At 60.3% G+C, this 25,407-nt stretch carries 22 protein-coding genes; 11 read left to right on the forward strand and 11 right to left on the reverse strand.

The window, feature by feature from the left end; translation table 11 throughout:
- The first annotated feature begins 1 nt into the window (after position 1).
- From JNB85_RS00145 to JNB85_RS00165, 5 genes are read left to right on the forward strand one after another with little or no spacing between them, the layout of a single operon-like run.
- Complete coding sequence (locus JNB85_RS00145; RefSeq protein ID WP_220332369.1) at positions 2-1,381, forward strand: amidohydrolase; 1,380 nt, start codon at positions 2-4, stop codon at positions 1,379-1,381.
- Between the two features lie 23 nt (positions 1,382-1,404).
- Positions 1,405-2,505 (forward strand): BMP family ABC transporter substrate-binding protein, encoded by a 1,101-nt coding sequence (locus JNB85_RS00150; protein WP_220332370.1) that lies wholly within the window; start codon positions 1,405-1,407, stop codon positions 2,503-2,505.
- 3 nt (positions 2,506-2,508) lie between these two features.
- On the forward strand, positions 2,509-4,032 hold the full coding sequence (locus JNB85_RS00155; RefSeq protein WP_220332371.1) for an ABC transporter ATP-binding protein: 1,524 nt from the start codon (positions 2,509-2,511) through the stop codon (positions 4,030-4,032).
- Positions 4,029-5,129: an ABC transporter permease gene (locus tag JNB85_RS00160; RefSeq protein WP_220332372.1), complete on the forward strand. Its 1,101-nt coding sequence runs from the start codon at positions 4,029-4,031 to the stop codon at positions 5,127-5,129. Before JNB85_RS00155 ends, JNB85_RS00160 begins: the two co-directional genes overlap by 4 nt.
- Positions 5,126-6,037 (forward strand): ABC transporter permease, encoded by a 912-nt coding sequence (locus JNB85_RS00165; RefSeq protein ID WP_220332373.1) that lies wholly within the window; start codon positions 5,126-5,128, stop codon positions 6,035-6,037. Before JNB85_RS00160 ends, JNB85_RS00165 begins: the two co-directional genes overlap by 4 nt.
- Before the next feature lie 41 nt (positions 6,038-6,078).
- Here the strand turns inward: JNB85_RS00165 and JNB85_RS00170 are convergent, their stop codons facing one another.
- Positions 6,079-6,981 (reverse strand): proline iminopeptidase-family hydrolase, encoded by a 903-nt coding sequence (locus JNB85_RS00170; protein ID WP_220332374.1) that lies wholly within the window; start codon positions 6,979-6,981, stop codon positions 6,079-6,081.
- Between the two features lie 66 nt (positions 6,982-7,047).
- Positions 7,048-7,830, reverse strand: a complete 783-nt coding sequence (locus tag JNB85_RS00175; RefSeq protein ID WP_220332375.1) for a helix-turn-helix transcriptional regulator — start codon at positions 7,828-7,830, stop codon at positions 7,048-7,050.
- A gap of 121 nt (positions 7,831-7,951) precedes the next feature.
- Here JNB85_RS00175 and JNB85_RS00180 point away from each other — a divergent pair, with 121 nt between their 5' ends.
- The 5 genes from JNB85_RS00180 to JNB85_RS00200 are packed head-to-tail and all read left to right on the forward strand — an operon-like array spanning position 7,952 to position 13,920.
- Positions 7,952-8,842 carry a proline iminopeptidase-family hydrolase gene (locus tag JNB85_RS00180; RefSeq protein WP_220332376.1) on the forward strand — a complete coding sequence of 297 codons (891 nt, stop codon included), beginning with the start codon at positions 7,952-7,954 and terminating at the stop codon, positions 8,840-8,842.
- A gap of 51 nt (positions 8,843-8,893) precedes the next feature.
- Positions 8,894-9,832, forward strand: coding sequence for an ABC transporter permease (locus tag JNB85_RS00185; RefSeq protein ID WP_220332377.1), 939 nt, complete (start codon positions 8,894-8,896; stop codon positions 9,830-9,832).
- Positions 9,829-10,680 carry an ABC transporter permease gene (locus tag JNB85_RS00190; protein WP_220332378.1) on the forward strand — a complete coding sequence of 284 codons (852 nt, stop codon included), beginning with the start codon at positions 9,829-9,831 and terminating at the stop codon, positions 10,678-10,680. The genes JNB85_RS00185 and JNB85_RS00190 overlap by 4 nt, the downstream gene beginning before the upstream one ends.
- Positions 10,677-12,386 carry a dipeptide ABC transporter ATP-binding protein gene (locus tag JNB85_RS00195; protein WP_220332379.1) on the forward strand — a complete coding sequence of 570 codons (1,710 nt, stop codon included), beginning with the start codon at positions 10,677-10,679 and terminating at the stop codon, positions 12,384-12,386. The genes JNB85_RS00190 and JNB85_RS00195 overlap by 4 nt, the downstream gene beginning before the upstream one ends.
- Before the next feature lie 19 nt (positions 12,387-12,405).
- Positions 12,406-13,920: an ABC transporter substrate-binding protein gene (locus tag JNB85_RS00200; RefSeq protein WP_220332380.1), complete on the forward strand. Its 1,515-nt coding sequence runs from the start codon at positions 12,406-12,408 to the stop codon at positions 13,918-13,920.
- Between the two features lie 99 nt (positions 13,921-14,019).
- Here the strand turns inward: JNB85_RS00200 and JNB85_RS00205 are convergent, their stop codons facing one another.
- The 9 genes from JNB85_RS00205 to JNB85_RS00245 form a co-directional block, all read right to left on the reverse strand.
- Positions 14,020-14,550: a winged helix DNA-binding protein gene (locus JNB85_RS00205; protein ID WP_220332381.1), complete on the reverse strand. Its 531-nt coding sequence runs from the start codon at positions 14,548-14,550 to the stop codon at positions 14,020-14,022.
- Entirely contained in the window at positions 14,511-18,200 is a 3,690-nt protein-coding gene (locus tag JNB85_RS00210; protein WP_223216385.1) for a hydantoinase B/oxoprolinase family protein, read from the reverse strand. Before JNB85_RS00210 ends, JNB85_RS00205 begins: the two co-directional genes overlap by 40 nt.
- Positions 18,201-18,427: 227 nt before the next feature.
- Entirely contained in the window at positions 18,428-19,222 is a 795-nt protein-coding gene (locus tag JNB85_RS00215; protein ID WP_220332382.1) for a transporter substrate-binding domain-containing protein, read from the reverse strand.
- Positions 19,223-19,332: 110 nt separating this feature from the next.
- Positions 19,333-20,061 (reverse strand): amino acid ABC transporter ATP-binding protein, encoded by a 729-nt coding sequence (locus tag JNB85_RS00220; protein WP_220332383.1) that lies wholly within the window; start codon positions 20,059-20,061, stop codon positions 19,333-19,335.
- Entirely contained in the window at positions 20,045-20,698 is a 654-nt protein-coding gene (locus JNB85_RS00225) for an amino acid ABC transporter permease (RefSeq protein WP_220332384.1), read from the reverse strand. Before JNB85_RS00225 ends, JNB85_RS00220 begins: the two co-directional genes overlap by 17 nt.
- A gap of 8 nt (positions 20,699-20,706) precedes the next feature.
- Complete coding sequence (locus JNB85_RS00230; protein ID WP_220332385.1) at positions 20,707-21,390, reverse strand: amino acid ABC transporter permease; 684 nt, start codon at positions 21,388-21,390, stop codon at positions 20,707-20,709.
- A gap of 87 nt (positions 21,391-21,477) precedes the next feature.
- Positions 21,478-22,233, reverse strand: coding sequence for a 2-dehydro-3-deoxy-D-gluconate 5-dehydrogenase KduD (gene kduD / locus JNB85_RS00235; RefSeq protein ID WP_220332386.1), 756 nt, complete (start codon positions 22,231-22,233; stop codon positions 21,478-21,480).
- A 5-nt stretch (positions 22,234-22,238) separates the two neighbouring features.
- Entirely contained in the window at positions 22,239-23,075 is an 837-nt protein-coding gene (gene kduI, locus JNB85_RS00240; RefSeq protein ID WP_220332387.1) for a 5-dehydro-4-deoxy-D-glucuronate isomerase, read from the reverse strand.
- A complete protein-coding gene (locus JNB85_RS00245; protein ID WP_220332388.1) occupies positions 23,065-23,850 on the reverse strand; it encodes a GntR family transcriptional regulator in 786 nt (261 codons plus the stop codon). Before JNB85_RS00245 ends, kduI begins: the two co-directional genes overlap by 11 nt.
- 484 nt (positions 23,851-24,334) lie before the next feature.
- On the opposite strand from JNB85_RS00245, the gene JNB85_RS00250 reads away from it, so the two are divergent.
- Complete coding sequence (locus JNB85_RS00250) at positions 24,335-25,333, forward strand: ABC transporter substrate-binding protein (RefSeq protein ID WP_220332389.1); 999 nt, start codon at positions 24,335-24,337, stop codon at positions 25,331-25,333.
- The last annotated feature ends 74 nt before the right edge of the window (positions 25,334-25,407 follow it).

A 25,407-nucleotide genomic window follows, 5' to 3' on the forward strand; every position in this document is an offset into this window, starting at 1 on the left:
CATGGCTGGCTACCTCCTGAAGAACTGCGCAGCCGTAATTATCGACGAGGGCAATGGCCCGGCCGTACGCCGGAACGTCGATCTGCTTACGGATGGTCCGGCGATCCAGGCGATCGGAGCGAACCTGGCGGCCGAAACACTGCCCGCCGGCACGATCGTGCAGGATGCCACCGGCTGGTTCGTTTACCCTGGCCTCGTCAACACGCATCACCATTTCTTTCAGTGTTTCGTACGCAACCGAGCCGACCTCGACTGGACGAAACTGTCGGTCATCGAATGGCTGGACCGGATCTACCCGATCTTCTCGCGGCTAAACGAGGATTGCTTCTACCATTCCTCCGTCACGGCCATGGCAGAGATGATCAAACATGGCTGCACAACGGCATTCGACCATCAATACTGCTTCCCCCGCCATGCCGGAAAACGTCTCATCGACCGGCAATTCGAAGCGGCCGAACTTTTCGGCATGCGCTTCCACGCAGGCCGCGGCGGCAACACGCTGCCGAAGTCAGAGGGGTCAACGATCCCGGATGCAATGCTGGAGACGACGGATGAATTCATCGCCGATTGCGCCCGGCTGATCGACAGCTATCACGATGCCAGCCCATTCAGCATGCGGCAGGTGGTGGTCGCCCCCTGCCAGCCGGTCAACTGCTACCGCGAGACTTTCGTCGAATCCGTAGCACTTGCCCGTGACCGTGGGGTGTTTTTGCACACGCATGTCGGCGAAGGCGAAAGCCACGTGATCGAGGCCCGGCATGGCATGCGTACGGTCGATTACTGTACGGAACTCGGCTTTGCAGGCCCCGACACTTTTTATGCTCATTGCTGGGAACTGACGCATGATGAATTGCGCAAGATGGCCGCAAGCGGCACCGGCGTCTCCCATTGCCCCGAGCCGGTCTATCTTGTCGGCGCAGAGGTGACCGATATTCCGGCAATGTCCGCCTTCAACCTGCGCATCGGGCTTGGCTGCGACGGCGCTGCATCAAACGACAATTCAAACCTCATGCACTGCATCCACTCCGCCTACATGCTGCAATGCCTGGCGGCATCGACACGCGCTCACCCTGTTCCGCCGCCGGCCGATTTCCTGGACTACGCAACCACGGGCGGCGCAAGCCTGCTCGGCCGCCGCGATATCGGCCGTCTTGCTCCGGGCATGGCGGCAGACCTTTTCGCGATTGATACGCGACGGATGGATTATGTCGGCACACGGCATGACCCGCTGAGCCTGATTGCCAAGGTCGGGATCGGCATGCCGACCGACCTCACCATGATCAATGGACGCATCGTCTGGCAGGCCGGTGAATTCACCGGCCTAGACGAATCCAAGCTTTTCGCGGATGCCGAAGCGGCGCTCGCGACCGTCGAATTCTGAACAACCAAAAGAGGGGAACTGACATGTCCAACAATCTGACCCGCCGAACGCTCATGAAGAACGCGGCCGCTGCCGGCCTCGCCACCGCTTTTGCCGGGCGCACCGCATTTGCTGCCGACGAACCGCTCGGCATCGCTCTCGTCGTGCCCTCGCCGATCGGTGATGTCGGCTGGGGCCACGCACTTGCCGCCGGAATCGATCCGATCAAGGCCGCCTATGGCGACAAGGTGAAGGTCACTATTATCGAGAATATCGCCGAAGGCCCAGATGCCGACCGCATCATGAACAAGACTGTCGCCGATGGAAACCATTTCCTGATCGCCGGCTCCTTTGGCTACCAGAACGGTGCGCTGCAGATCGCCCGCCGCAACCCCAAGGTCACTGTCCTGCATGCCTCGGGCTTCCAGGTCGCGCCGAACTTCTCACCCTTCGCCGCCAAATATTTCCAGGGCACCTATCTGCTCGGCATGGCGGCGGCGGCCGTTTCCAAGACAGGCAAGCTCGGCTCGGTTTCGGCCTTTGCCATTCCGGAACTCATCACCTCCATCAATGCCTTCACACTCGGCGCACAATCCGTCAAACCTGATATCGAAGTCTCCGTCGTTTGGGTCAATTCCTGGTTCGATCCGGCCAAGGAGCAGGAAGCCGCCAAGGCGCTGATCTCACAGGGCTGCGACGTGATCTTCTCCAATGCGCAGGATACGCCCTCAGTGATCTCGGCCTGCGAGGAAGCCGGCATCTATGCCTTCAACCTGAACTCCTCGATGAAGAAATATGCCGAAAAGGCCTATCTCGGCTGCGTCTCCACCGACTGGTCGCCGTTCTTCAAGGCGTCGGTTGATGCCCATCTTGCCGGCACCTTCAAGGGCGCCAATACCTTCCTCGGCGTTGCAGACAGGGTGGTTGAAGTCGTCGACTGGAACCCGGCAATCCCGGCCGATACGATGAGCAAGATCAAGGCAATCGAGGCAAAGATCGCCGATGGCAGCTTCTCGCCCTTCACCGGTCCAATTACCAAGGCCGATGGTAGCGAAGGGGCTGCTTCGGGCGCGATGATGACGGACGCCCAGATCGTCGCGATGGACTGGCACGTTAAGGGTGTCACGACGCCGCTGCCGAAGTAAGCCATGGCAAGCCCGCTCCTGTCGCTGCGCGGCATTTCCAAGAGCTACGGCCAGGTCCATGCCAACCAGCAGATCGACCTCGACGTCGCTCCCCGCTCGATCCATGCCATTCTCGGAGAAAACGGGGCCGGCAAATCGACCCTGATGAAGCTGATCTACGGCGTCGAACAGCCTGATAGCGGAACTGTTGCCTGGAACGGGCAGAACCTCAGCCTTGCCTCTCCCGCAGAGGCAAGGCGTGCCGGCATCGGCATGGTCTTTCAGCATTTCTCGCTGTTCGAGAGCCTGAACGTGGTCGAGAACATCAGGCTTATCGTGGCCGGGACGAAAGCCGAGTTGGCGGAGCGCATCCGCAAGCTCGGGCACGAATTCGGCCTGGAGGTCGACCCACTCGCCCATGTACACTCGCTTTCGGTCGGCGAGCGGCAACGCGTGGAAATCATCCGCTGCCTGATGACCGATCCGAAGCTGCTGATCCTCGACGAGCCGACGTCGGTCCTGCCGCCGCAGGCCGTGGAGAAGCTGTTCGAGACCTTGCGCCGGCTACGTGATGGCGGCGTTTCCATCCTTTTCATTTCCCACAAGCTGGAAGAGATCCAGTCGCTTTGCGATCGCGCGACAATCCTGCGCGGCGGACGGGTGACGGGGCATGTCGATCCGCGCGAGCACGACGCCCATGACCTTGCCCGCATGATGATCGGCCGTGACATGCCGGAACCGATGCCGGCTCTGTCGCTTGCCGAAGGCGAGAAGCGGCTGGAACTGATCGGCCTCGATTACAGGCCCGATGATCCTTTCGCCGTGCCGCTATCCCAGGTCAGCCTTGTCGTCCGCGCCGGAGAAATCCTCGGCATTGCCGGGATTTCCGGCAACGGCCAAAGCGAGCTTGCCGCGCTGATCTCCGGCGAGACGATCCTGCCGCGCGAGCAGCGCGACCAGATCTTCATGATGGGCAAGGATGTCGGCATGCTTGAGCCGGCGGCCCGCCGGCAGCTCGGATTTGCCTTCGTGCCGGAGGATCGGCTCGGCCGCGGCGCCGTCCCCGAAATGTCACTCACTCTCAATAGCCTGCTCACTGCCCATCCCCTGAACCTCGTCAGGCGAGGGCTGCTCGACAAGGCGCAGGCGACCGCCTTCACCAATGAGTGCATTCGAGACTATGACGTGCGCACGCGTGGTCCTGAGGCCGAGGCCGGATCCCTCTCCGGCGGTAATTTGCAGAAATTCATCGTCGGACGCGAAATCATGCTGGCCCCGAAACTGCTCTTCCTCGCGCAACCCACCTGGGGCGTCGATATCGGCGCAGCCTCGGCAATCCGCAAACGGCTGATCACTCTGCGCAACGAAGGCATGGCGATCCTCGTCATTTCCGAGGAAATCGAAGAATTGTTCGAACTCAGCGATTTCATCCAGGTCCTGCACCACGGTTCGCTGAGCCCGCCGCTCGTCACGCGCGACGCCAAGCCCGAGGACATCGGCCGATACATGATCGGCGCCCAGTCGCAGCGCGAGAAAGCGATCGCATGAGCAGACCTCTGTTTGCCGTCCTGCCAACCCTCGTCCGCCGGGAGCGCGCCTCGCTTGTCGCTACCCTGCTTGCCCCGCCCATCGCACTCGTCGTCACGATCATCCTCAATCTCGGTCTTTATGTCGTCATGGGACGTGATCCGGCTGCGGTCATCTATGCGATGCTGATCGAACCCTTTTTTTCCTGGGCATCCTTCTCCGAAGTCCTGCTGAAAACCGGCCCACTATTGCTGATCGCGCAGGGATTGGCGATCGGCTTCCGCGCCAAGGTGTTCAACATCGGCGCCGAAGGACAATTCGTGCTCGGTGCAATCTTTGCCTCGGCCATTCCGATTTGGTGGCCCGATGCAACCGGCCAGTGGATCTGGCCGGCGATGCTACTGCTCGGCACGATTGGCGGCGCGCTCTGGGCATCGCTGACTTCCTTCTGGCGCGTCCGGCTCAATGCCAACGAAATCCTGGTCTCGCTGATGCTGAGCTTCGTTGCGGTGCAGCTTCTCAATTATCTGCTGCTCGGCCCCTGGAAGGATCCGAATGGCTTCAACTTCCCGCAGTCGGTGATGTTTCAGTATGACGCGATGGTGCCGATCCTGATCGAGGGAACGCGCGTCAATGTCTCGTTGATCCTTGCCGTTCTTCTGTCGATTGCCGCGTGGATCTTCATGCAGAAGAGCTTCATCGGCTATAAGTTGCAGGTCGGCGGACTGGCGCCACGTGCGGCGAGCTATGCCGGCTTCAAAGAGGGCTGGGCAATATGGCTCTCGCTTTTGATCGGTGGCGCTGCCGCCGGGCTTGCAGGTGCAGCCGAAGTCGCCGGGCCCCTCGGCCAGCTGCAGCGCTCGATTTCGACCGGTTATGGCTATGCGGCAATCATCGTCGCCTATCTCGGCGGGCTTCACCCGATCGGCATCGTCATATCGTCGGTCGTCATGGCCGCACTCTATATCGGCGGCGATAATGCCATGGTCTCGGCTAACCTGCCGATCGCTGCGGTACGCGTCTTTCAGGGCAGCCTGCTGCTCGCCTATCTGATCGCCGTCGCCTTCGTCCGCTACCGCCTCGCCTGGCGCTCTGCCGCTATCAGGAGAGCTTCATGAATGCCGTCGATTTCATTCTGGCCGGCATGCTGGCAGCCGCCACGCCCTTTCTCTTGGCGGCACTTGGCGAACTTGTGGTCGAACGCGCCGGGGTCCTGAATCTCGGCGTCGAAGGACTCATGGCGTTAGGCGCCGTTATAGCCTTCATCATCGTCTATAATGGCGGCGGCCACTTTCTTGCTTTTCTTGCCGCTGGCATCGGTGGCATCCTGCTTTCGCTTGTCTTTGGCGGGATCATCCTCGGCTTCAACGCAAACCAGGTCGCAACGGGGCTGGCCATCGGCATCCTCGGTCAGGGCTTGTCGGCGCTGTTCGGCAAGAGCTACGAGAGCCTGACGGTCAAGGCATTGCCGAAAATCACCATTCCCGGCCTTTCCGATATTCCTGTCCTTGGCGGCCTGTTCACCCAGGATATCGTCGTTTGGCTTTCGCTTCTGGTGACGCTCGCGATCTGGGCGACGTTCGCCTATAGCAAGCTGGGTCTCGTCATCCGCGCCGTCGGCGAAAACCCGAAAGCTGCGCACGCCATCGGCTATTCTGTCATTGCAGTACGTTTCGCCGCAGTGGCATTCGGCGGCATGATGGCGGGCTTGGCCGGCGCCTATGCGTCGACGATCTATACGCCGCTCTGGGCGGACGGCATGATCGCAGGCCGAGGCTGGATCGCTATTGCGCTCGTCGTCTTCGGAACCTGGCTAACGAGGCGGATTTTCCTCGGAGCTTGCCTCTTCGGTGCGGTATCGCTGATGGGGCTAGCCGCCCAGGCAACGGGGCTCGACGTGCCCTCGCAGCTTTTGGCTTGCTTGCCCTATCTCGTGACGATCATCGTGCTCGGTATCATCTCGGCAGATCGCCGCCTGCTGAAGCTCAATGGTGTCGCCTCGCTGGGTGAGCCATTCGAGCGGTAACGGATGCGGCCTGCACTGACCGCGCAGGTCGCTGACTGCGATCAATCATGCCTGGTGAGAAAGGCTGAGACGACGTCGAGGCAAAGATCCTTTTCCTCGACATGCGGCATGTGGCTGGAATTCTCGAAGAGGACCCATTCGCAACCCTTCACGCAATCGACATAGGGTTTGACGACGAGCGGGGTCGCCTCGTCATATTTGCCGGAGATCAAAAGCGTCGGCGCCTGAATGAGCGGCAGACGATCCTCGATCGTCCAGTCCTTCATGGTGCCGATCACGTGGAATTCGGTCGGGCCGTTCATATTGCGGTAAACGGTGCTGTCTTCGTCCATGATCGCAAAGGTGCGCGCAACTTCCGGCGGCCATGGGGAGACGCGACAGACATGCCGGTCGTAAAAGACGCGCGAGGCCGCAACATAGTCCGGATCGGTAATGGTGCCAGCCTCCTCATGCCTCAGCAGCGTGTCCTGTACCTCCTTCGGCAGTTCTTCCCGCAGACGGTTCGCCTCCGCCACCCAGGTATGCATGTTGGCCGGCGAATTGGCGATGACGAGCGCCTTTAGGCCTTTCGGCTGGCGTACTGCATGTTCTGCGCCCAGCATGCCGCCCCAGGACTGACCGAGAAAAGCGTACCGATCCTGAATACCGAGATATTTCAGCAGCGTATCGAGTTCTTCGAGGAAGAGCGCCGGCGTCCAGAAATCCGGCCCCTTCTCGGGTAATCGGGTCGAGTTGCCGTTGCCGAGCTGATCGTAATGGATGACCGCCCGATCGTCGAGTTCCGAGATTCCCTTGAAGGAATCGACATAGTCATGCGTACAGCCGGGACCACCATGGGCGACGACGAGTGGCAGTTTTCCGGAATCAAGCGAACCGGTGATGCGATACCATGTCCGGTATTCGCGAAACGGCAGAAAATCTTCCTTCGTCGAAACTGCGGCCACTTATATCTCCATCCTCTAGGGCAATGATGGAAGAGCATAACGTCGCCGAAAAGCCGAAGGCAGCTATCAGAAGTTATAGGATGGGCGATCTTCCAGCAGCCGGTAATGCGTGGCGCGCACCACGGCCTGCGTGCGGTTGCGGGCGCCAAGCTTCTTGGCGGCGGCATTGAGATGCATGACGACCGTCGGCACCGAACGGTTGATGATGCGCGAAATCTCCTTGGCCGAAAGTCCGTCTGCCGAATGGCGCAGGCATTCCCGCTCGCGCTCGGTCAAACGGACCTTGCCGACCCTCAGCGCCTCGGCGTCGAAAAGCGAATAGGCCGCCTCATGGAAGACATGGGCCAGCAGATTGAAATCGGCAATATAGCGCAGCGCATGGTGCTCGAAATCGCTGTTAACGCCGAAACGGATGCCGGTCACGGTCGCATAATCGCCCCGCGGCATATGGACAGGAACCGTCACGCCCGTCGACATGTCACGCTCGTTGAGAAAACGCGTCACCGGCACCGTGTCATCGCTCATGAAGCGGTTGATCAGAGTATCGGCGTCCCTGTCATAGCTCCAGAAAAAGGGTGCCGAGGTGCGCAGGGCCACCTGCTGCACCGGATCAATTCGGAAATAGCCGCGATCGAACCAGTATTCGCGCATATCTTCGGAGATATTGCGCAGCTTTAAGAGTGACGGGATCATGATCCCTCCATCGAGATCATAAGGCACCGGCGTGTAATCGTAGATCAAGGCTTCGAAGCCGATCTCCTTCATCGCCTCGAAGACCTGATCGATGCGACCCTCAAGCGTCTGGTGCGCTGAGAATTGCCGTCTTATCGTGCCGATTTCATCAAGCATGGCAGGCTCCCGGTGGTTTCCCACCCTATCACTTCTTATAGCTGGCAAAGAACATGGTTTCGGATAAAAATTTAGCCATGCCCAATTATTGAGCAAGCGAAATCTTCTGCCGGAGCGGTGAATGTGGCGTGAAATCGAGCCTGAGGCGCGACATGAGATCGAAGTCGACGGCTACAAGGTGATTGCCTACAGCTTCGGAACCGGCGGCGAGACTGTTTTCTGCCTGAATGGCGGCCCGGGCCTGCCCTGCGACTATCTGCGCGAGGCTCATTCCTGTCTCATCGACAAGGGCTACCGCGTTGTCGCCTTCGATCAGCTCGGCACCGGGGCCTCCGACCGGCCGACCGACGCATCGCTCTGGACCATCGGCCGCTATGTCGAAGAAACCGAGACCGTGCGCAAGGCGCTTGGCCTCGGCAAGGTCCATATGCTCGGCCACTCCTGGGGCGGCTGGCTCGCGATCGACTATGCGTTGACCTACCCCGAAAACCTGCAGACACTCATCCTCGAGGACACTGTCGCCGACATGCCGCATCTGATTTCCGAGCTGGAGCGACTGCGGGCCGCCCTCGGAGCCGAAACGGTGGCGATGATGCAGAAGCATGAAGCGCAGGGAACCTACAATCATCCGGAATATCTGGCGGCCGTGACGATCCTGAACTACCGTCACGTCTGCCGCCTGCCGGAATGGCCGGCTCCCGTGCGCCGCTCGCTCGACGACTGGAACATGGGTCCTTATGAAACCATGCAGGGTCCGAACGAATTCCTCTATATCGGCAACCTGAAGGACTGGAACCGCATCCCCGACCTGCCACGGGTGAAGACGCCGGTGTTGATCACGACAGGCGAACATGACGAGTTGACGCCGGCCTGCGCACTGCGCATGAAGCTTGCGTTGCCAAATGCCGAACTGAAGGTTTTCGCAAACGCCAGTCATATGCCGTTCTACGAAAACCCCTATGACTATTATCCCGCGTTGATTGATTTCTTGTCGCGACATAAGGCAAGCTGATGCAGAGGGAGGTGATCGGAACCCGGCGAAGACAAGGGGGCGAGCGCCACCATGCATCGTTATAAGTTCATACTGGCCCGGCCGCTTCAGTTTCTGCCAGTCATCTTCGGCATCAGCGTCATCACCTTCATCCTGGTGAGATTGATCCCCGGCGATCCCGCCCGCAATATCCTCGGCACGCGCGCGACACCGACGGCTCTTGCCAATATCCGCGCCCAATACGGCCTCGATCAGCCGATGTGGCTGCAATACTTTTACTTTCTCAAGAACCTCGCGAATGGCGAAATGGGTAAGTCGATCCTCTACAAGATCGACGTATTCCCGCTGATTGCCACGCGCATCGAGCCGACGATCGCGCTTGTCCTGACAAGCGTCACCCTGTCGATCCTGATCGCCGTGCCGATGTCGGCGATTGCCGCGCGCAACGCTGGCCGGGCGCCTGATCATGCCGTACGCGTCATCTCCACATTCGGGATCGGCTTTCCGCCTTTCTGGCTCGGCCTGATGCTGATTATTCTTTTCAGCGTCGAGCTCGGCGTCCTGCCCGTCTCCGGCTACGGCACGACACTGGGCGACAAGCTCTCCCATCTCATCTTGCCGGCGATGACCGTTGCGTTGTCGCTCTCGACGGTTCTCACCCGCAGCCTGCGCTCCGCGATGATCGAATCCCTGAAATCAGATGTAGCGACGGCCGCACGCGCTCGCGGCATGCCCGAAAGCATCGTCTTCTGGCGCCACGTCCTGCCAAACTCGCTGGTGCCGACCATCAATCTGCTGGCCGTCAACATTGGCTGGCTGATCGGCGGCACCGTCGTCGTCGAAAGCGTCTTTGCCTTGCCCGGCATGGGGCAATTGCTGGTGCGCGCCATCTTCTCGCGCGATTACATGGTCGTTCAAGGCGTTGCCATGACCTTCGCCTGCGCCACCGTGCTCGTCAATTTCATTGCAGATATCGTCACCGTCGCTGTCGACCCGAGGGTGAAGCTGTGAGCGTCGAAGCCCTTGCCCCCTCCGCAGCCGCCTGGCGCCATTTCCTCGGCCGACGGCTGACACTCGTCATCGGCGCCGGCATGCTGCTGTTCTTTCTGCTTCTGGCAATCGCCGCTCCGCTGGTCGCACCCTATGATCCAATCCTGCAGAATGCCGATGTGCGGCTCCAGTCACCTTCCTTCGCCCATCTCTTTGGCACGGATAATTTCGGTCGCGACATCCTGTCCCGCGTCATATGGGGCGCCCGCATCGATCTGCAGATCGCCGTCATCGGCGTTATCTTCCCGTTTCTGATTGGCACGACGGTCGGCACCATCGCCGGCTTCTTCGGCGGCATCGTCGATGCGGTTTTCATGCGCCTCGTCGATATCATTCTCGCCTTCCCGTTCCTTGTCCTGATGCTGTCGATCATCGCCATCCTCGGGCCGGGCCTCGGCAGCTTCTATATTGCCATGGCGCTGGTCGGCTGGGTCTCCTACGCGCGCCTTATCCGCGCGCAGATGCTGGTGTTGAAAGGCAGCGACTACGCGGTTGCCGCCGTCAGCCTCGGCTTCAGCCGCCCCCGCATCATGTTCCGTCACCTCCTGCCGAATGCGATTGCCGGCTCCATCGTCTTTTCCATGTCGGATGCAACGCTGGTGCTGCTCAGCGGCGCAGCCGTCAGCTATCTTGGCCTTGGCGTGCAGCCGCCGCTTGCCGAATGGGGCGTGATGGTCGCCGAAGGCCAGAGCTTCATCACCACGGCCTGGTGGATCACGCTTTTCCCCGGCCTTTCCATCGTCTGCCTTGCCTTCGGTTTCAGCATGCTGGGTGATGCGCTCGGCGAACTTCTCGGAGTTCACGAATGAGCGCTTCGCTACTTTCCGTCCGCGACCTGATGGTCAAGGTTCATCTCGATGGCGGCGTGAGAACGCTGATCGACCATGTCTCGCTTGACCTTGCCAAGGGTGAAACCCTCGGTCTCGTCGGCGAAAGCGGATCGGGCAAGAGCCTGCTCTGCCGCTCGCTCGTCCGGCTATTGCCCTCCTCTCTGATCACGATCGAGGGCGGCACCATCCTGCTCGAGGGGCGCGATCTCACTGCCGCAAGCGATGCCGAGATGCTGGAAGTCCGCGGCGGCGAGATCGGCATGATCTTCCAGAACCCGACGAGCCATCTCGATCCGGTCATGCGCATCGGCGACCAGATTTCCGAGGGCATCCGCTATCATCAGGGGCTGACTGCCAAGGAAGCGCGGGCAGCGGCGATCGAAATCCTCACACAGATCGGCTTTCCCGATCCCGTTCGCCAATATGACAGCTATCCGCATGAGTTTTCCGGCGGCATGCGCCAGCGCGCCATGATCGGCGTGGCTCTCTCCTGCAACCCGAAAATCTTGATCGCCGACGAGCCGACGACGGCACTCGACGTAACGATCCAGGCGCAGATCTTGAAACTCCTGCTCGATATACGCGACAAACGCGGCTTATCGATCATCCTCATCACCCACGATCTCGGCATCGTCGCCCAGACCTGCGACCGCATCGCCGTCATGCGCAACGGCAAGCTGCTTGAACAGGGGCCGAAACGCACAATCCTGTCCCGGCCGCAGGATCCTTATACGATCAACCTGATCAACAGCCATCCGTCGATGCCGGATGAGATTGCCGCTGCCGTTCCGGAGACCGTGCTACCAGTTTCCTCTGTCAAACCTCTGCTCGAAATCGATGATCTCCATGTGCGGTTCAAGGCCGGCGGCAGTCTGTTCAAGAGCAGTATAAAGACGGTGAGCGCCGTTTCCGGTGTCAGCCTGCAAGTCATGCCGGGCGAGACCATCGGCATTGTCGGCGAATCCGGCAGCGGCAAGAGCACGCTCGCACGCGCGGTTCTCGGTCTGACCCCGATTTCCTCGGGCCATGTCTCATTCGAGGGTATCGATCTCGCGCAGCAGCGGAGCGCCGGCCTGGCAAAGCTGCGGCGTGAGACGGCCATGGTCTTCCAGGACCCCTATAACGCGCTCAATCCGCGCCTCACCATCGGCCAGATGCTGGCCGAAGTGCTCAAGGTTCAGGGCAAGGTGCCAGCCGCAGCCATTCCGGAGAGGATAGGCGAATTGCTCGATCTCGTCGGTTTGGAGCGGGAGTTTGTCAATCGCAAGCCCCGCAGTATGAGCGGCGGCCAGTGCCAGCGCGCCGGCATCGCCCGGGCGCTCGCCGTCGATCCGAAGCTCATCATCGCCGACGAATGTGTTGCGGCCCTCGACGTCACGATCCAGGCACAGATCATCGCGATCTTCCGCGAGCTCACCGCCAAGATGAATTTGACGCTGATGTTCATCGCCCATGATCTGGCTATCGTGCGCAATCTCTGCGAACGCGTCGTCGTCATGTATCACGGCGAGATCGTCGAGGAAGGCCGTTCGGAAGAGGTCTTCGCGCGGCCGAAACATCCCTATACCACAGCACTGATCGCCGCCATCCCCGACATCGATCCGGACAAACCGCTTCTGAGCAGCGCCAGCTTGGAAGACGAGCTGCAATCGATGCCGGCAGTACCCGTCAAACGCATGCCATAACAACGAAGGGAACGAACGCATGATCACCAAATGGAAATCAATCGGACTTGCAGCGCTTCTTGCAGGCCTGACGCTCAGCGCAAGTTATGCCGAAGCCGCCGGCGTGCTCACCATCGGCCGCCGTGAGGATTCGACGACCTTCGATCCGATCAAGACGGCGCAGAACATCGACAACTGGGTGTTCTCCAACGTCTACGACGTGCTGATCCGCGTCGACAAGACCGGCACCAAGCTGGAGCCCGGCCTTGCCGAAAGCTGGACCGTCTCAGACGACGGCCTGACCTATGTCTTCAAGATTCGCGACGCGAAATTCTCCGACGGTTCGCCGCTGACGGCGGAAGACGCGGCTTTCAGCCTGCTGCGTATCCGCGATGACGCAGGCTCGCTCTGGAGCGATTCCTACAAGGTCATCGACACGGCCGTCGCCACGGATCCGCACACGCTGACGATCAAGCTCAAGAACCCGTCGGCGCCCTTCCTGTCGACGCTGGCGCTGCCGAACGCCTCTGTCATCTCCAAGGCCGGCATCGAATCCATGGGCGCGGACGCTTACGCCGAAAAACCGATCGCATCCGGCGCCTTCGTTGTCGACGAATGGCGGCGCGGCGACCGTATCATCCTGAAGAAGAACCCGAACTTCTGGCAGGCGGACCGTGTGAAGCTCGACGGGGTCGAATGGATCTCCGTGCCTGATGACAATACCCGCATGCTCAACGTGCAGGCAGGCCAGCTGGATGCGGCCATCTTCGTGCCCTTCTCGCGCGTCGAGGAGCTGAAGAAGGATGCCGGCCTCAATGTGCTGATCGACCCGTCGACGCGTGAAGATCACCTGCTGATCAACCATGCGCATGGCGATCTGGGCAAGAAGGAAGTACGCCAGGCGCTCGATCTGGCAATCGACAAAAAGGCAATCGTCGATGCTGTTACTTTCGGTCAGGGCGCGGTCGCCAATTCCTACATTCCGAAGGGCGCGCTTTTCTATTACGCCGACAACCTGAAGCGCCCCTACGATCCGGAAAAGGCCAAGAAGCTACTCGCCAATGCCGGTGTCTCCAACCTAACACTGAACTACCTGATCCGCGCCGGCGATGAAGTGGATGAGCAGACGGCCGTGCTGGTGCAGCAGCAGCTCGCCAAGGCAGGCATCACCGCCAACCTGCAGAAGGTCGATCCCAGCCAGGAATGGGACATGACGGTTGCCGGCGATTACGACATCTCGGTCAACTACTGGACCAACGACATTCTCGACCCGGACCAGAAGACGACTTTCGTGCTCGGCCACGATTCCAACAACAACTACATGACCAACTACAAGAACGACGCGGTAAAGGAGCTGGTCGCCAAGGCTCGCCTGGAGCTCGATCCGAAAAAGCGCGAACAAATGTATATCGACCTGCAGAAGACCGCGAAGGACGACGTCAACTGGATCGATCTCTACTACAGCCCCTATATCAACGTGGCGCGCAAAAACATCGACAACTTCTACCAGAACCCGCTCGGCCGCTTCTTCCTGGAAGATACGGTCAAGAACTGAGCCGGATCTCGCGATCGTACTCCGCCTTTGAAGGGCGGAGCACCCTTTTGACGAGAGATCGGGAGAAAACGGCGGCGTCTCGGCTCTCCACGGTTCCGGTCATAAGGTTGCCGCTGATCTCGCCGCCTGCTCGTAATAGCCCGAGAGAGCTCTCAAATGGGAGGCGATGCTGGACAGATCGTCCTGCGAGAGTCCCGACACTTTTGTTGCCTCGACCAGAAGCCGCTCGCGGATTTCCGAATAACGCGTCAGCGCCTCCAGGCCCTTGTCGGTAACCTGGATGACTTTTTCCTTGCCGGATTTTCCGGTCTTGACGAGGCCCGCTGCATCAAGTTTTTTCACCGCGTAGTTGGCGACATGCGTGTCTTCTATATCGAGCACGAGGCAGAGGTCAGACAATGTCTTCGGCCGATCGCGATGGCGGACCGAGTGAATGATCAGTATTTCCACCGGCGACAGGCTCGGCACCCCGGCCGCCGCCATGCAGCGCACCATCCAGCGATTAAAAGCGTGGGAAAAGAGCACCGACCCGTATTCGAGTTCCGAGAGAGCCGGCGAGCTGCCAAGCGCCAGATGGGCCGACGAGACGATCAGGTCACGGTGGGCTTTGAGATCCTTCGATTTTTCCATTGAACGCCCTTTCGTACCAAATGCCAGGAATCTTTCGGTCCATATCCGCCCCCCGTTGGCGTCACGACGGTGAAGGCTTCGCCAGCTTCAAGCACCGTATGGGCAGCACCAATCAGTTCATCGATCGTGCCGTCGTTGCGGCGAACATAATTGCGGCCGGTCTGCCCGTCTTCGCCGCCTTTCAGCCCGAAGGGTGCCACGCGGCGATGGCCGGAGAGAACGGCAAATTCCAGCTTCTCAAGCGTTCGGATCGTCCGTTGCGTGCCGTTGCCGGCATGCCACCGGCCACGACCGCCGGAATTCGACCGGATATGGAAATCCTCCAGCACAACGGGGAAACGGCTCTCTAGGATTTCCGGATCGGTAAGGCGCGAATTGGTCATGTGCGTGTGTACGGCATCCGCACCATTGAAGCCGGGACCGGCGGGGGCGCCGGAGCAAATGGTTTCGTAATATTGGTACTTATCGTTGCCGAAGGTCAGGTTGTTCATCGTGCCCTGTGCCGCGGCCATCGCGCCGACGGCGCCGATCAGGCAATTGGTGACGGCCTGGCTGACCTCGACATTGCCGGCGACGACGGCCGCCGGATAGGCCGGCGTCAGCATGGTGCCATCGGGGATGACGATACGGATCGGCCGCAGGCAGCCGGCATTCATCGGAATATCCGCCTCGACGAGGACGCGGAAAACATAGAGCACGGCGGCGCGTGTGACCGGCGCCGGAGCATTGAAATTGTCGGAACGCTGCGCCGACGTGCCGGTAAAATCGACCGTCGCCTCGCGCTTTTCCCGATCGATGGAGATCCTGACGACGATCTTGCAGCCCTGATCCATCTCATAGGAAAACTCGCCGTCCGGCAGGCGATCGAGCACGCGGCGCACGCTTTCGGCTGCATTATCCTGAACATGGCCCATATAGGCGTCGACCACGTCCTCGCCGAAAAGCGCGATCATCTTCTTCAGTTCCGCCACGCCCTTCTCATTGGCGGCCACCTGCGCCTTTAGGTCATTGACGTTCTGCGCCAACGTGCGCACTGGATAACGCGCGCCGGTCAAGAGATCGGCGAGGGCGTCCTCACGGAATTTGCCGCGATCGAGCAGTTTGAAATTGTCGATATAGACGCCTTCCTCCTCGATATGCGTCGCCAGCGGCGACATCGAGCCCGGCGAGATACCGCCGATATCGGCATGATGTCCGCGGCTCGCCACCCAGAAACGGATGCGCGTACCGGCATCGTCGAAGACGGGCGTGCAGACGGTGAGGTCAGGCAGATGCGTACCGCCATTATAGGGCGCATTGATCAGGAAGACGTCACCCGGATAAATGACCGGATTTTCGCGGATGGCAGTCGCCACCGACGCATCCATTGAGCCGAGATGCACAGGCATGTGCGGCGCATTGGCAACGAGATTGCCATCTGCATCGAAGACCGCGCAAGAAAAATCGAGCCGTTCCTTGATGTTGACGGAATAGGCCGTGTTCTGCAGCGTCACACCCATCTGCTCGGCAATCGACATGAAGAGATTGTTGAAGATCTCCAGCATGACCGGATCGGCCTTGGTGCCGATCGCCGGGCGCTCGGACACCGCCTTGATGCGGGTGAGCACGATATGATCGCGCGCCGTCAGCTTCGCCTGCCAGCCATCCTCCACGACGATGGTCTGGTTCGGCTCTATGATGATGGCCGGCCCGGTGACTGTCTGGCCAAGAAGGATACCACCGCGCAGGACGACCGCCGCATCATGGCTTTCGCCCTGCGAATGGAAGAGAGTCCGCCGGATGGGCGAAGCCTCGCCCTCACCCGCTTCGCCACGATCGATATCGATTTCAGCCGCGGCGCCGCCAATGCATTCGACCTCGACCGCCTCCACGACCATCGGCTTGTCCTCGGCGACGAAGCCGAAGCGGCGCTTGTGCAGCACCTCGAATTCCCTGCGAAGGCGCGCCGGATCATCATCCTGCGGGAACAGAGCCTCGACGGCGAGCAGCGTATCGGTGCCGGCATAACGAATATGAGCGCGCAACACTGTCTTGATCTTGCCGGTCTCGACGCCCTGCGCCACCAGTTCCGGCTGGCACTCGCCTTGCAATTCCCTACCGAGCGCGGCGACCGCTGCCGGTGCGGCCGCATCGAGCGGCATGCCGAGCGCCTTCTGGCGGGTGGAGCGGATATCGGCGAGGCCCATGCCATAGGCTGACAGCAGGCCGGACATTGGATGAAGGAGAATGCTCTTCATACCGAGCGCATCGGCGACCAGGCAGGCATGCTGACCGCCGGCGCCGCCGAAACAGTTGAGAGCATAACGCGTCACATCATAACCGCGCTGGACGGAAATCTTCTTGATCGCCTCGACCATATTGGCAACGGCGATGCGGATGAACCCGTCCGCGACCTCTTCCGGGCTGCGTCCGTCGCCGATCTCGGTTGCGAGTTGGGCGAATTTCCGCCGCACCGTCTCGACATCGAGCGGCTGATCTTGGTTCGGGCCGAAGATCGCCGGGAAGAAATCCGGCAGCAGCTTGCCGGCCATCACATTGGCATCGGTCACCGCAAGCGGTCCACCATTGCGATAGCAGGCAGGGCCTGGGAAAGCGCCGGCAGAATCTGGCCCGACGCGGAAGCGGCCGCTTTCGAAATGCAGGATGGAACCACCGCCGGCCGCCACCGTATGGATCAGCATCATCGGCGCGCGAACACGCACGCCAGCGACTTCCGTTTCGAAAGCGCGCTCATACTCGCCATCGAAATGTGCAACGTCCGTCGAGGTGCCGCCCATATCGAAGCCGATCACATGGCCGAAACCGGCTTGCTCGCCGGTCTTTGCAAGACCAACAACACCGCCGGCCGGGCCGGACAGAATAGCGTCCTTGCCCTGAAACATGTCGGCCGCCGTCAGACCGCCAGAGGACATCATGAACATGACGCGGGCACCGGTGCGCGCTACATCAAGCTCATCCGACACCTGGCGGACGTAGTGGTCGAGGACCGGCGAAAGATAGGCATCGACAACGGTCGTATCGCCACGACCGACCAGCTTGATCAGCGGCGAGACTTCGTGGCTGACGGAAACCTGCTCGAAACCGATGGCGCGGGCAATGCGCGCTGCTGCTGCCTCATGTGCGGGATATTTGTACGCATGCATGAAGACGATGGCGACGGCACGGTAGCCCTTGGAGCGCAAATCGCGGAGCGCTGCTTCGGTCGCAGCTTCATCAAGATTTGCCTCGACGGTACCGTCGGCCAGCACACGTTCATCCAGCTCGACCACATCTTGATAGAGCGCTTCCGGCTTGATGATCTCGGTCGCGAAGATCTTCTTGCGTTCCTGATAGCCGATGCGCAGAGCATCCCGGAAACCTTTCGTCGTCACCAGCGCCAGCCGTTCGCCCTTGCGCTCCAAAAGCGCGTTGGTCGCGACGGTGGTGCCCATGCGCACCTCGCCGATCAGTCCGGCCGGGATAGCTTCACCAGCTGTCAGACCGAGATGCAGACGGATCCCGTGTACAGCGGCGTCACGATAGGCGTCCGGATTTTCAGACAGCACCTTTCGTGCGTGCAGGGCACCGGACGGGTCGCGTCCGACGATATCCGTGAAGGTGCCCCCACGATCGATCCAGAAGTCCCAGCTACCGACCGCAATGCCCGACAAAATCGCCTCCACCGTTCGTTTTCGGCATCATTAAGAAATTATCGATAAATCGTCAACGTTTTACAGAAGAGAAAAACGCCGAGGATATCGATGGGTGAAGGACGTAGGACCGGTCCGACATTCAGGCGCATGGAATCGAACGCCGCGACCCAGGGCCGCGGCGACAAGATTGGGATGATCGACGGATTCTTGAATGCCAGCCCTCAAACCCCGCCCTTCCAGCTTAATCAACGCGAGGTCAGATCGTCGGGCAGTTCGGCATTGTGGTACTTACGGTAGATGTCGCGCAGCACCTTGTTATCGAAATTCGTCTTCACCCACTGGTCGAGCCAAGTCTTGAGGCCGGCTTCGCCCTTCGGGATGCCGATGCCGAGGTTGGTTTCCTTCTGCGTGAATTTCACTTGCAGCGGGTGATCGGCCATCTTCTTGTTGATGCCGTTGATGACGGCCGACTGGCTGGAAACGGTATCAACCTGTCCGGACACGACCGAGGTAATCAATGTTGCGTCATCCTCGAAGCGGACGATATTGGCACCCTTCGCGTTGGCGGTGATGTCCTGATCATTGGTCGTGGCGCGGGTCACACCGATGCGCTTGCCGTCGAGATCGGCATAGCCCTTGATCTCGATGCTCGGCTGAGAAGCAACGACGAGCGCGAGCGTCGCATAGGGAACGGAATAATCGATCGCCTTCTTGCGCTCTTCGGTGATGCCGAGCGAGGAGACGACCATGTCGGCCTTGCCGGTCTGGACCGAGGGAACGCGGGCGGCATTGGTGATTTCCACCAGTTCGAGCTGGACGCCGAGATCCTTGGCGATCAACTTGGCCGTTTCAATGTCGGAACCCGACGGCTGCAGGTTTTCATCAACGAAGGAATATTCCGGAATGCCCATCGCGACCGCTATGCGAACCTTGCCGGTCTTCTTGATATTGTCGAGCACATCGGCATGGGCAACGTTTGCCAGCGCCAGCAGGCCAGCGCCCGCTAACAGCGCCAGTTTCGAAATTATTGTCTTCGGCATATTCCAAGTCTCCTCTACCTGATTACCTCCGCCCGCTCTTTGTCGGGCCTCCTCTCAAACCTGCGCCGGCTCATCCGGGACAGGCAATTTCCTCCCGCAACCGGCGGGGTCTAAAGTTCTGCAGCCATGAATTCCTTGAGTTCTGATGTCTGCGGATTGCTCAGGATGTCGGCGCCACCCGTCTCCCAGACCTTCCCTGTATGCATGTAGATGACGCGGTTGGCGGCGCGCTTGGCAAAGCCCATCTCATGAGTGACGACGATCATCGTCATGCCGCCGCGGGCAAGGTCTTCCATGACACGCAGCACTTCGCCCGTCAGCTTCGGGTCGAGAGCCGACGTCACCTCGTCGAACAGCATCACCTTCGGCTGCATCGCAAGCGAACGGGCAATCGCCACACGCTGCTGCTGGCCACCGGACAGCTGCTCCGGATATGCATCGATCTTTTCCGACAGACCGACCTTGGCGAGCACCTGTTTGGCGACCTCGAGGGCCTGGTCCTTGCGCATGCCCTTCACGCGCCGTAGCGCCAGCATGATGTTTTCGGCAACCGTCATGTGCGGGAAGAGGTTGTAGCTCTGGAACACCATGCCGATATCCCTGCGCAATGTCCTGAGATCAAGCTTCGGATCTTCGACGCGGTGGCCGCACACTTCGATCGAGCCGTCCTGGATCGTCTCCAGCCGGTTGATGCAGCGAAGTGCGGTGCTCTTGCCGGAGCCGGACTGGCCGATCAGCGCCACCACTTCGCCGGCATTGATCTCGAAGGAAACGCCCTTCAGTACTTCCAGCGCGCCGAAACGCTTAACGACATTGGTGAGTTTAACGGCGACCGACATTGAGCTTCCTCTCGAGAGAGCGGCTCCAGACCGACAGCGGGTAGCAGACAGCGAAGTAGAGAAGCGCTGCAATGCCGAAGACCAGGAAGGGCTGGAATAGGGAGTTGTTGATGACCTGCGCCGCACGCGTCAGCTCCAGGAAGCCGACAACAGAGGCGAGCGAGGTGTTTTTGACGAGCTGGACGAGGAAACCAACCGTCGGCGGCGTGGCGATCCTCAGCGCCTGCGGCAGGATCACATCGCGCAGCGTCTGCCAGCGCGTCAGGCCGAGACATTCGGCCGCCTCGAACTGGGTGCGCGAAATGGATTCCACCGAACCGCGCCAGATCTCTCCGAGATAGGAGCTCGAATAGATCATCATGCCGAGGCCTGCCGCCACCAGCGGCGGCACGGAAATATTCACCACTCCGAGGCCGAAATAGAGGATGAACATCTGGATCAGCAGCGGCGTTCCCTGGACGATCTGGATATAGACGAGGGCCGCGCGCCGCAGCCACAGGAAGCGTGAGATGCGGCAGAGCATGACGAAGAAGCCGGCAATGCCGCCGAGTAGGAAGGCGAGCGCAGACAGCACTACTGTCCAGACCAGGCCGTCCAGCAGATAGATCAGGTGATTGAAGGAAAACCCACCGAGCATGGCGACCTCTAAAGCGACGTGCCGAGCCGACGACGGCGTGGGAAGGCGATGAAACCGAGGCCGTAAAAACCTGCCCGCATCAGATAGGTGATGGCGATGTAGAGGACCGCGACGACAACATAGGTTTCCAGCGATCGGAACGTGTTCGACTGGATGTTGTTGGCCACGCCCGTCAGCTCCTCGGCGGAGATCTGCGATGCGATCGAGGTTGACAGCATCATCAGGATGAACTGGCTGGAAAGTGCAGGATAAACGCGTTCGATCGCCGGCAGGAGAATGATGTCGCGATAGATCTGCAGCTTCGACAGGCCGAGCGCTTCAGCCGCCTCGATCTGGCTCGGATGGATGGAATCCATGCCGGCGCGCACGATCTCGGCCGTATAGGCGCCGACATTGATGACCATAGCAAAGACCGCGGCAGCGATGATCGGCAGGCGGATGCCGACCGAGGACAGGCCGAAGAAGATGAAGAATATCTGTACGATGAAGGGCGTGTTGCGCACCGTCTCGACATAGATGCTGACGAGAGTGCGGAGCGGCCCGATGTTCGAGCGGCGGGCAATGGCGCAGGCAACGCCGATGACAAGACCGATGATGACCGAAAAGACGGTGATCTCGATCGTGACGAGCGCGCCCGACAGGAAATCGCCCCAGTAGGGCAACAGGGCCGCAAAATCGAACTGGTACTGCATGTCCTCCTCCATTCCGGCCACGCCAACTCCACTGCCGCAGCCTAGCCTTCCCGCAGGAAGGCGTCGTGTCTCCTCCTGGCTGTCGCGTCAGCGCGCCAGCCAACCTCCATCGACGGGCAGAACCGTGCCGTGCACATAGTCGGATGCTGCTGATGCCAGGAACACCGTGGCACCGCCGATATCGCCGGGCTCACCCCAGCGGCCCGCCGGGATACGGGCCAGGATGCTGGCATTGCGATCGGCATCCTCGCGCAACGCCGTCGTGTTGTTGGTGGCGAAATAACCGGGAGCGATGGCGTTGACGTTCACGCCCTTGCCCGCCCATTCGCAGGCAAGCAGCCGCGTCAGACCTGCAAGGCCGCTCTTGGAGGCGGTATAGGACGGGATGCGAATGCCGCCCTGAAAGGAGAGCAGCGAAGCGATGTTGATGATCTTGCCACACCCTTTTTCGAGCATGTGGCGGGCAGCCGCCTGAGATAGAAAGAAGGCTGTCTTCAGGTTGACATTCATCACCGCGTCCCAGTCTTCCTCGGTGAAATCGATCGCGTCGGTACGGCGGATGATGCCGGCGTTATTGACGAGGATATCGAGGGCCCCAAAGCGCTCCAGCGCTTCCGCAACGATCGGCTTGACCGGCTCGATCGTGCCGAGATCGGCCTTGATGGCATGGAATTTCGCGCCCGCCTTGCCGACCAGTGTTTCCGTCTCGTCCATAGACGAACGGCCAACGGCGACGATCGAGGCACCAGCTTCGGCAAGTGCGACGGCGATCGCCTGCCCGATGCCGGTATTGGCGCCGGTGACGACGGCGATCTTGCCCGAGAGGTCGAAAAGAGCCTGCATCACCATCACCTCAGATCGCCGATGGCTATGTGGTCCATATCGGCAAAGCTCTTGTTGTCGCCGGCCATTGCCCAGATGAAGCTGTAGTTTTTCGTGCCTGCGCCGGAATGGATCGACCAGGGCGGCGAGATGATCGCCTGCTCGTTGGCAACCAGCATATGGCGCGTCTGCTGCGGCTCACCCATAAAGTGGAAGACACGCTGGTCGGCATCGAGGTCAAAATAGAGATAGGCCTCCATGCGCCGGTCGTGCGTATGGCTCGGCATGGTGTTCCAGATGCTGCCGGTCTCCAGGCTGGTGAAGCCCATGGTCAGTTGGCAGGATTGGCAGACCTCCGGATGGATATACTGATAGATCGAACGCTTGTTGGCGGTGGCGGCCTCGCCCGGCGTCAGGTGCCGAGCCTTGTCACGCGTCAAAAGCACCGTCGGGTGACCGGCATGGGCGGGTGTCGAGACCAGGTAGAATTTTGCCGGACTGCCGGCGTCGGCACTTTCGAAGCTGACATCGGCAGCACCCCGGCCGACGTAGAGGCAATCATATTTCGCCAGAGAGTAGCTGGTGCCGTCGACGATTACGCGGCCGGCGCCGCCGACATTCAGCACGCCGAGTTCGCGCTCCGCCAAGAACGTCTCTTGGCCAATCGATTTCGGTGCTGTCAGCGCGAGCGCCGTAGCGAGCGGCGCAGCGCCGCCGATCACCATGCGATCGTAGTGGGAATAGGTGAGCCTGATGTCACCGGGCGCAAACACTGTCTCGACCAGGAAGTGACGCCGCAGCGTTTCCGTATCGAAGCCCCTGACCGCTTCGGGATGGGAGGCGTGTCGCACGTCAATCTGCATTGGAATTGTCCTTCTCTCCTCCGGGTGCCGGGATCTGCGGGGCATCCTCAATGAAATAGGCTGGATCGAGCATCTCGGCCTTTTCGACCTCGTGCAGCAGCTTGCCGAGATGGAACTCCATGGCGGCCTTTGCTCCGTCCTTGTCACCGGTTCGCATGCAATCGATGACGGCTGCATGTTCCTCGACGACGCGCGTCAGACGGCCCTGCTGCGGCAGCGTCAGCAGCCGGTAACGATCGCTGTGAACCTTGACCTGCTGGATGATCGCCCAGATGCCGGGAAAGCCGGCGATAGCGCTGATGAGCTGGTGGAAATCATTGTCGATGACGTGAAAGTTTGCGACATCGCCCTCCCGATGGCAGGCATCCAGATCAGCGAGATTGCGCTCGAGCGCACGCAGGCCTGCCGGAGTCATCTTCTCGACCGCGATCGAAACCGTCGTGTCCTCCAGCGCCTTGCGCACGAGGATCGCTTCGTAAAGCGCGCGACGCGGAATGCGGGAGACGAAAGTGCCAGATTGCGGAAAGACGTCGACGAGGCCGTCATCTGCAAGACGGATGATCGCCTCGCGGATCGGCGTGCGGCTGACGCCGAATTGCGCCTCGAGCTCCTTCTCGTTCAGCAGCTCCATCGGCTTGCGGCGCAGCGAAACGATATCGTCAAGAAGCGCATTGTAGACCAGCGTCGCTGCCCGCGGGGCAGCCGCACGCTGATGCGAAAGCATCGTGACCCCTTGCAGGGAGCGCTTCTTGCGCACGATTGCAGACGAATTCATCGCATTCCTTCCAAGAAGCAGATTAGCAAGCGAGCGTTTGACGTCATCGAAGGACCGCCCTGGCCCGATACGAAGTAATATATTAGTATCCAACTATGGGCAAGCGGGTGGATGAGCCGTAATTTTGCGGCTGTGGAAAACAAAGCGAGGTGAGAAATCTGACAGGCCCACAGAGGACGAGAATGTCGAGGCTATCTGTCCGAAGGGATTCTCGAAGCCATCCGCCATAATTGAATGATGGTCCGAGCCCCTGGGAGAGGACCCCTTCGAACGAAATGCGCAATCGAGGCGCGACTACGCCACATCATCATTCCGTCAACGACGCCGTATTTAAGATAGCCTTGAAAGAGGGCTCTAATACGCCATTTTCTGGCGCAACCAGAATGGCCGTTGCGGTCCTAAAGCAGGCTCAATGCAAGGGTCGGCGCGCGCGGTGCCGCCGGCGCCCGGGTTAAGGATGCACCGCGACCAGAGGGAACAAAAAATGAAAGTACTTTTGGCATCCACTATCTTGGCAGCCGGCACGATGCTCGCGAGCGGCAGCGTTTTTGCAGCCGATTGCGGCAATGTCACGATCGCGAGCATGAACTGGCAGTCCGCCGAAGTGGCCGCAAGCCTCGACAAGATCATTCTCGAGGAAGGGTACGGCTGCACGGCCGAGATCGTCACTGGCGATACCGTCCCCACCCTGACCTCCATGGCAGAAAAAGGCGAACCCGACGTCGCCCCGGAAGCATGGGTCAGCCTTCAGCCGGAACTGGTGAAACGCGGCCTTGAAGGCGGCAAGGTCGTCGAAGGCGCCAAGATCCTCTCCGATGGCGCAATCCAGGGCTGGTGGATCCCAAAATACGTCGCCGACGCCCACCCCGATATGAAGACCATCCCCGACCTTCTCAAGCATCCCGAACTCTTCCCGGCACCGGAAGACAAGAGCAAGGGCGCCGTCTTCAACGGCCCTCAGGGCTGGGGCGGCACAGTTGTCACCGCGCAGCTCTTCAAGGCCTATAATGGCGAGAAAGCAGGCTTTACACTCATTGATACCGGGTCCGCCGCAGGCCTCGATGGCTCGATCGCCAAGGCCTATGAAGGCAAGCAGCCCTGGGTTGGCTATTATTGGGCACCGACTTCACTGCTCGGCAAATATGAGATGGTCAAGCTCGGCTACGGGACGGAATATGATGCTGCCGAATGGAAGCGTTGCACCTCCGTCGCCGATTGCGCCGATCCCAAGCCGAATGCCTGGCCGGCCGACGATGTGCAGACGCTGATCAGCAAGAGTTTTGCCGATCGCGGCGGCCCTGCCATCGATTACCTGAAGAAGCGCGCCTGGACCAATGACACCGTCAACAAGCTGATCGCCTGGATGACCGACAATCAGGCGACCGGCGAAGACGGCGCCAAATACTTCCTGAAGAACAATGAGCCTCTCTGGAAGGACTGGGTCTCGCCGGAAGCCGCCGAGAAGATCAAGGCTTCGCTCTAATCACTCAGATATGGGCAGCCTCAGGGCTGCCCAGACAATCCTTCGGCGCGACGGCCAAAATAACAATCGGCCGC

Source organism: Rhizobium mesosinicum (genome assembly GCF_019511345.1).
Classification (GTDB): domain Bacteria; phylum Pseudomonadota; class Alphaproteobacteria; order Rhizobiales; family Rhizobiaceae; genus Rhizobium; species Rhizobium mesosinicum.

Coding starts and splice junctions, on each gene's coding strand:
- JNB85_RS00145 (WP_220332369.1), top strand. CDS start 2: ATGGCTGGCTACCTCCTGAAGAACTGCGCAGCCGTAATTATCGACGAG.
- JNB85_RS00150 (WP_220332370.1), top strand. CDS start 1,405: ATGTCCAACAATCTGACCCGCCGAACGCTCATGAAGAACGCGGCCGCT.
- JNB85_RS00155 (WP_220332371.1), top strand. CDS start 2,509: ATGGCAAGCCCGCTCCTGTCGCTGCGCGGCATTTCCAAGAGCTACGGC.
- JNB85_RS00160 (WP_220332372.1), top strand. CDS start 4,029: ATGAGCAGACCTCTGTTTGCCGTCCTGCCAACCCTCGTCCGCCGGGAG.
- JNB85_RS00165 (WP_220332373.1), top strand. CDS start 5,126: ATGAATGCCGTCGATTTCATTCTGGCCGGCATGCTGGCAGCCGCCACG.
- JNB85_RS00175 (WP_220332375.1), bottom strand. CDS start 7,830: ATGCTTGATGAAATCGGCACGATAAGACGGCAATTCTCAGCGCACCAG.
- JNB85_RS00180 (WP_220332376.1), top strand. CDS start 7,952: ATGTGGCGTGAAATCGAGCCTGAGGCGCGACATGAGATCGAAGTCGAC.
- JNB85_RS00185 (WP_220332377.1), top strand. CDS start 8,894: ATGCATCGTTATAAGTTCATACTGGCCCGGCCGCTTCAGTTTCTGCCA.
- JNB85_RS00195 (WP_220332379.1), top strand. CDS start 10,677: ATGAGCGCTTCGCTACTTTCCGTCCGCGACCTGATGGTCAAGGTTCAT.
- JNB85_RS00200 (WP_220332380.1), top strand. CDS start 12,406: ATGATCACCAAATGGAAATCAATCGGACTTGCAGCGCTTCTTGCAGGC.
- JNB85_RS00205 (WP_220332381.1), bottom strand. CDS start 14,550: ATGGAAAAATCGAAGGATCTCAAAGCCCACCGTGACCTGATCGTCTCG.
- JNB85_RS00215 (WP_220332382.1), bottom strand. CDS start 19,222: ATGCCGAAGACAATAATTTCGAAACTGGCGCTGTTAGCGGGCGCTGGC.
- JNB85_RS00220 (WP_220332383.1), bottom strand. CDS start 20,061: ATGTCGGTCGCCGTTAAACTCACCAATGTCGTTAAGCGTTTCGGCGCG.
- JNB85_RS00225 (WP_220332384.1), bottom strand. CDS start 20,698: ATGCTCGGTGGGTTTTCCTTCAATCACCTGATCTATCTGCTGGACGGC.
- JNB85_RS00230 (WP_220332385.1), bottom strand. CDS start 21,390: ATGCAGTACCAGTTCGATTTTGCGGCCCTGTTGCCCTACTGGGGCGAT.
- kduD (WP_220332386.1), bottom strand. CDS start 22,233: ATGCAGGCTCTTTTCGACCTCTCGGGCAAGATCGCCGTCGTCACCGGC.
- kduI (WP_220332387.1), bottom strand. CDS start 23,075: ATGCAGATTGACGTGCGACACGCCTCCCATCCCGAAGCGGTCAGGGGC.
- JNB85_RS00245 (WP_220332388.1), bottom strand. CDS start 23,850: ATGAATTCGTCTGCAATCGTGCGCAAGAAGCGCTCCCTGCAAGGGGTC.
- JNB85_RS00250 (WP_220332389.1), top strand. CDS start 24,335: ATGAAAGTACTTTTGGCATCCACTATCTTGGCAGCCGGCACGATGCTC.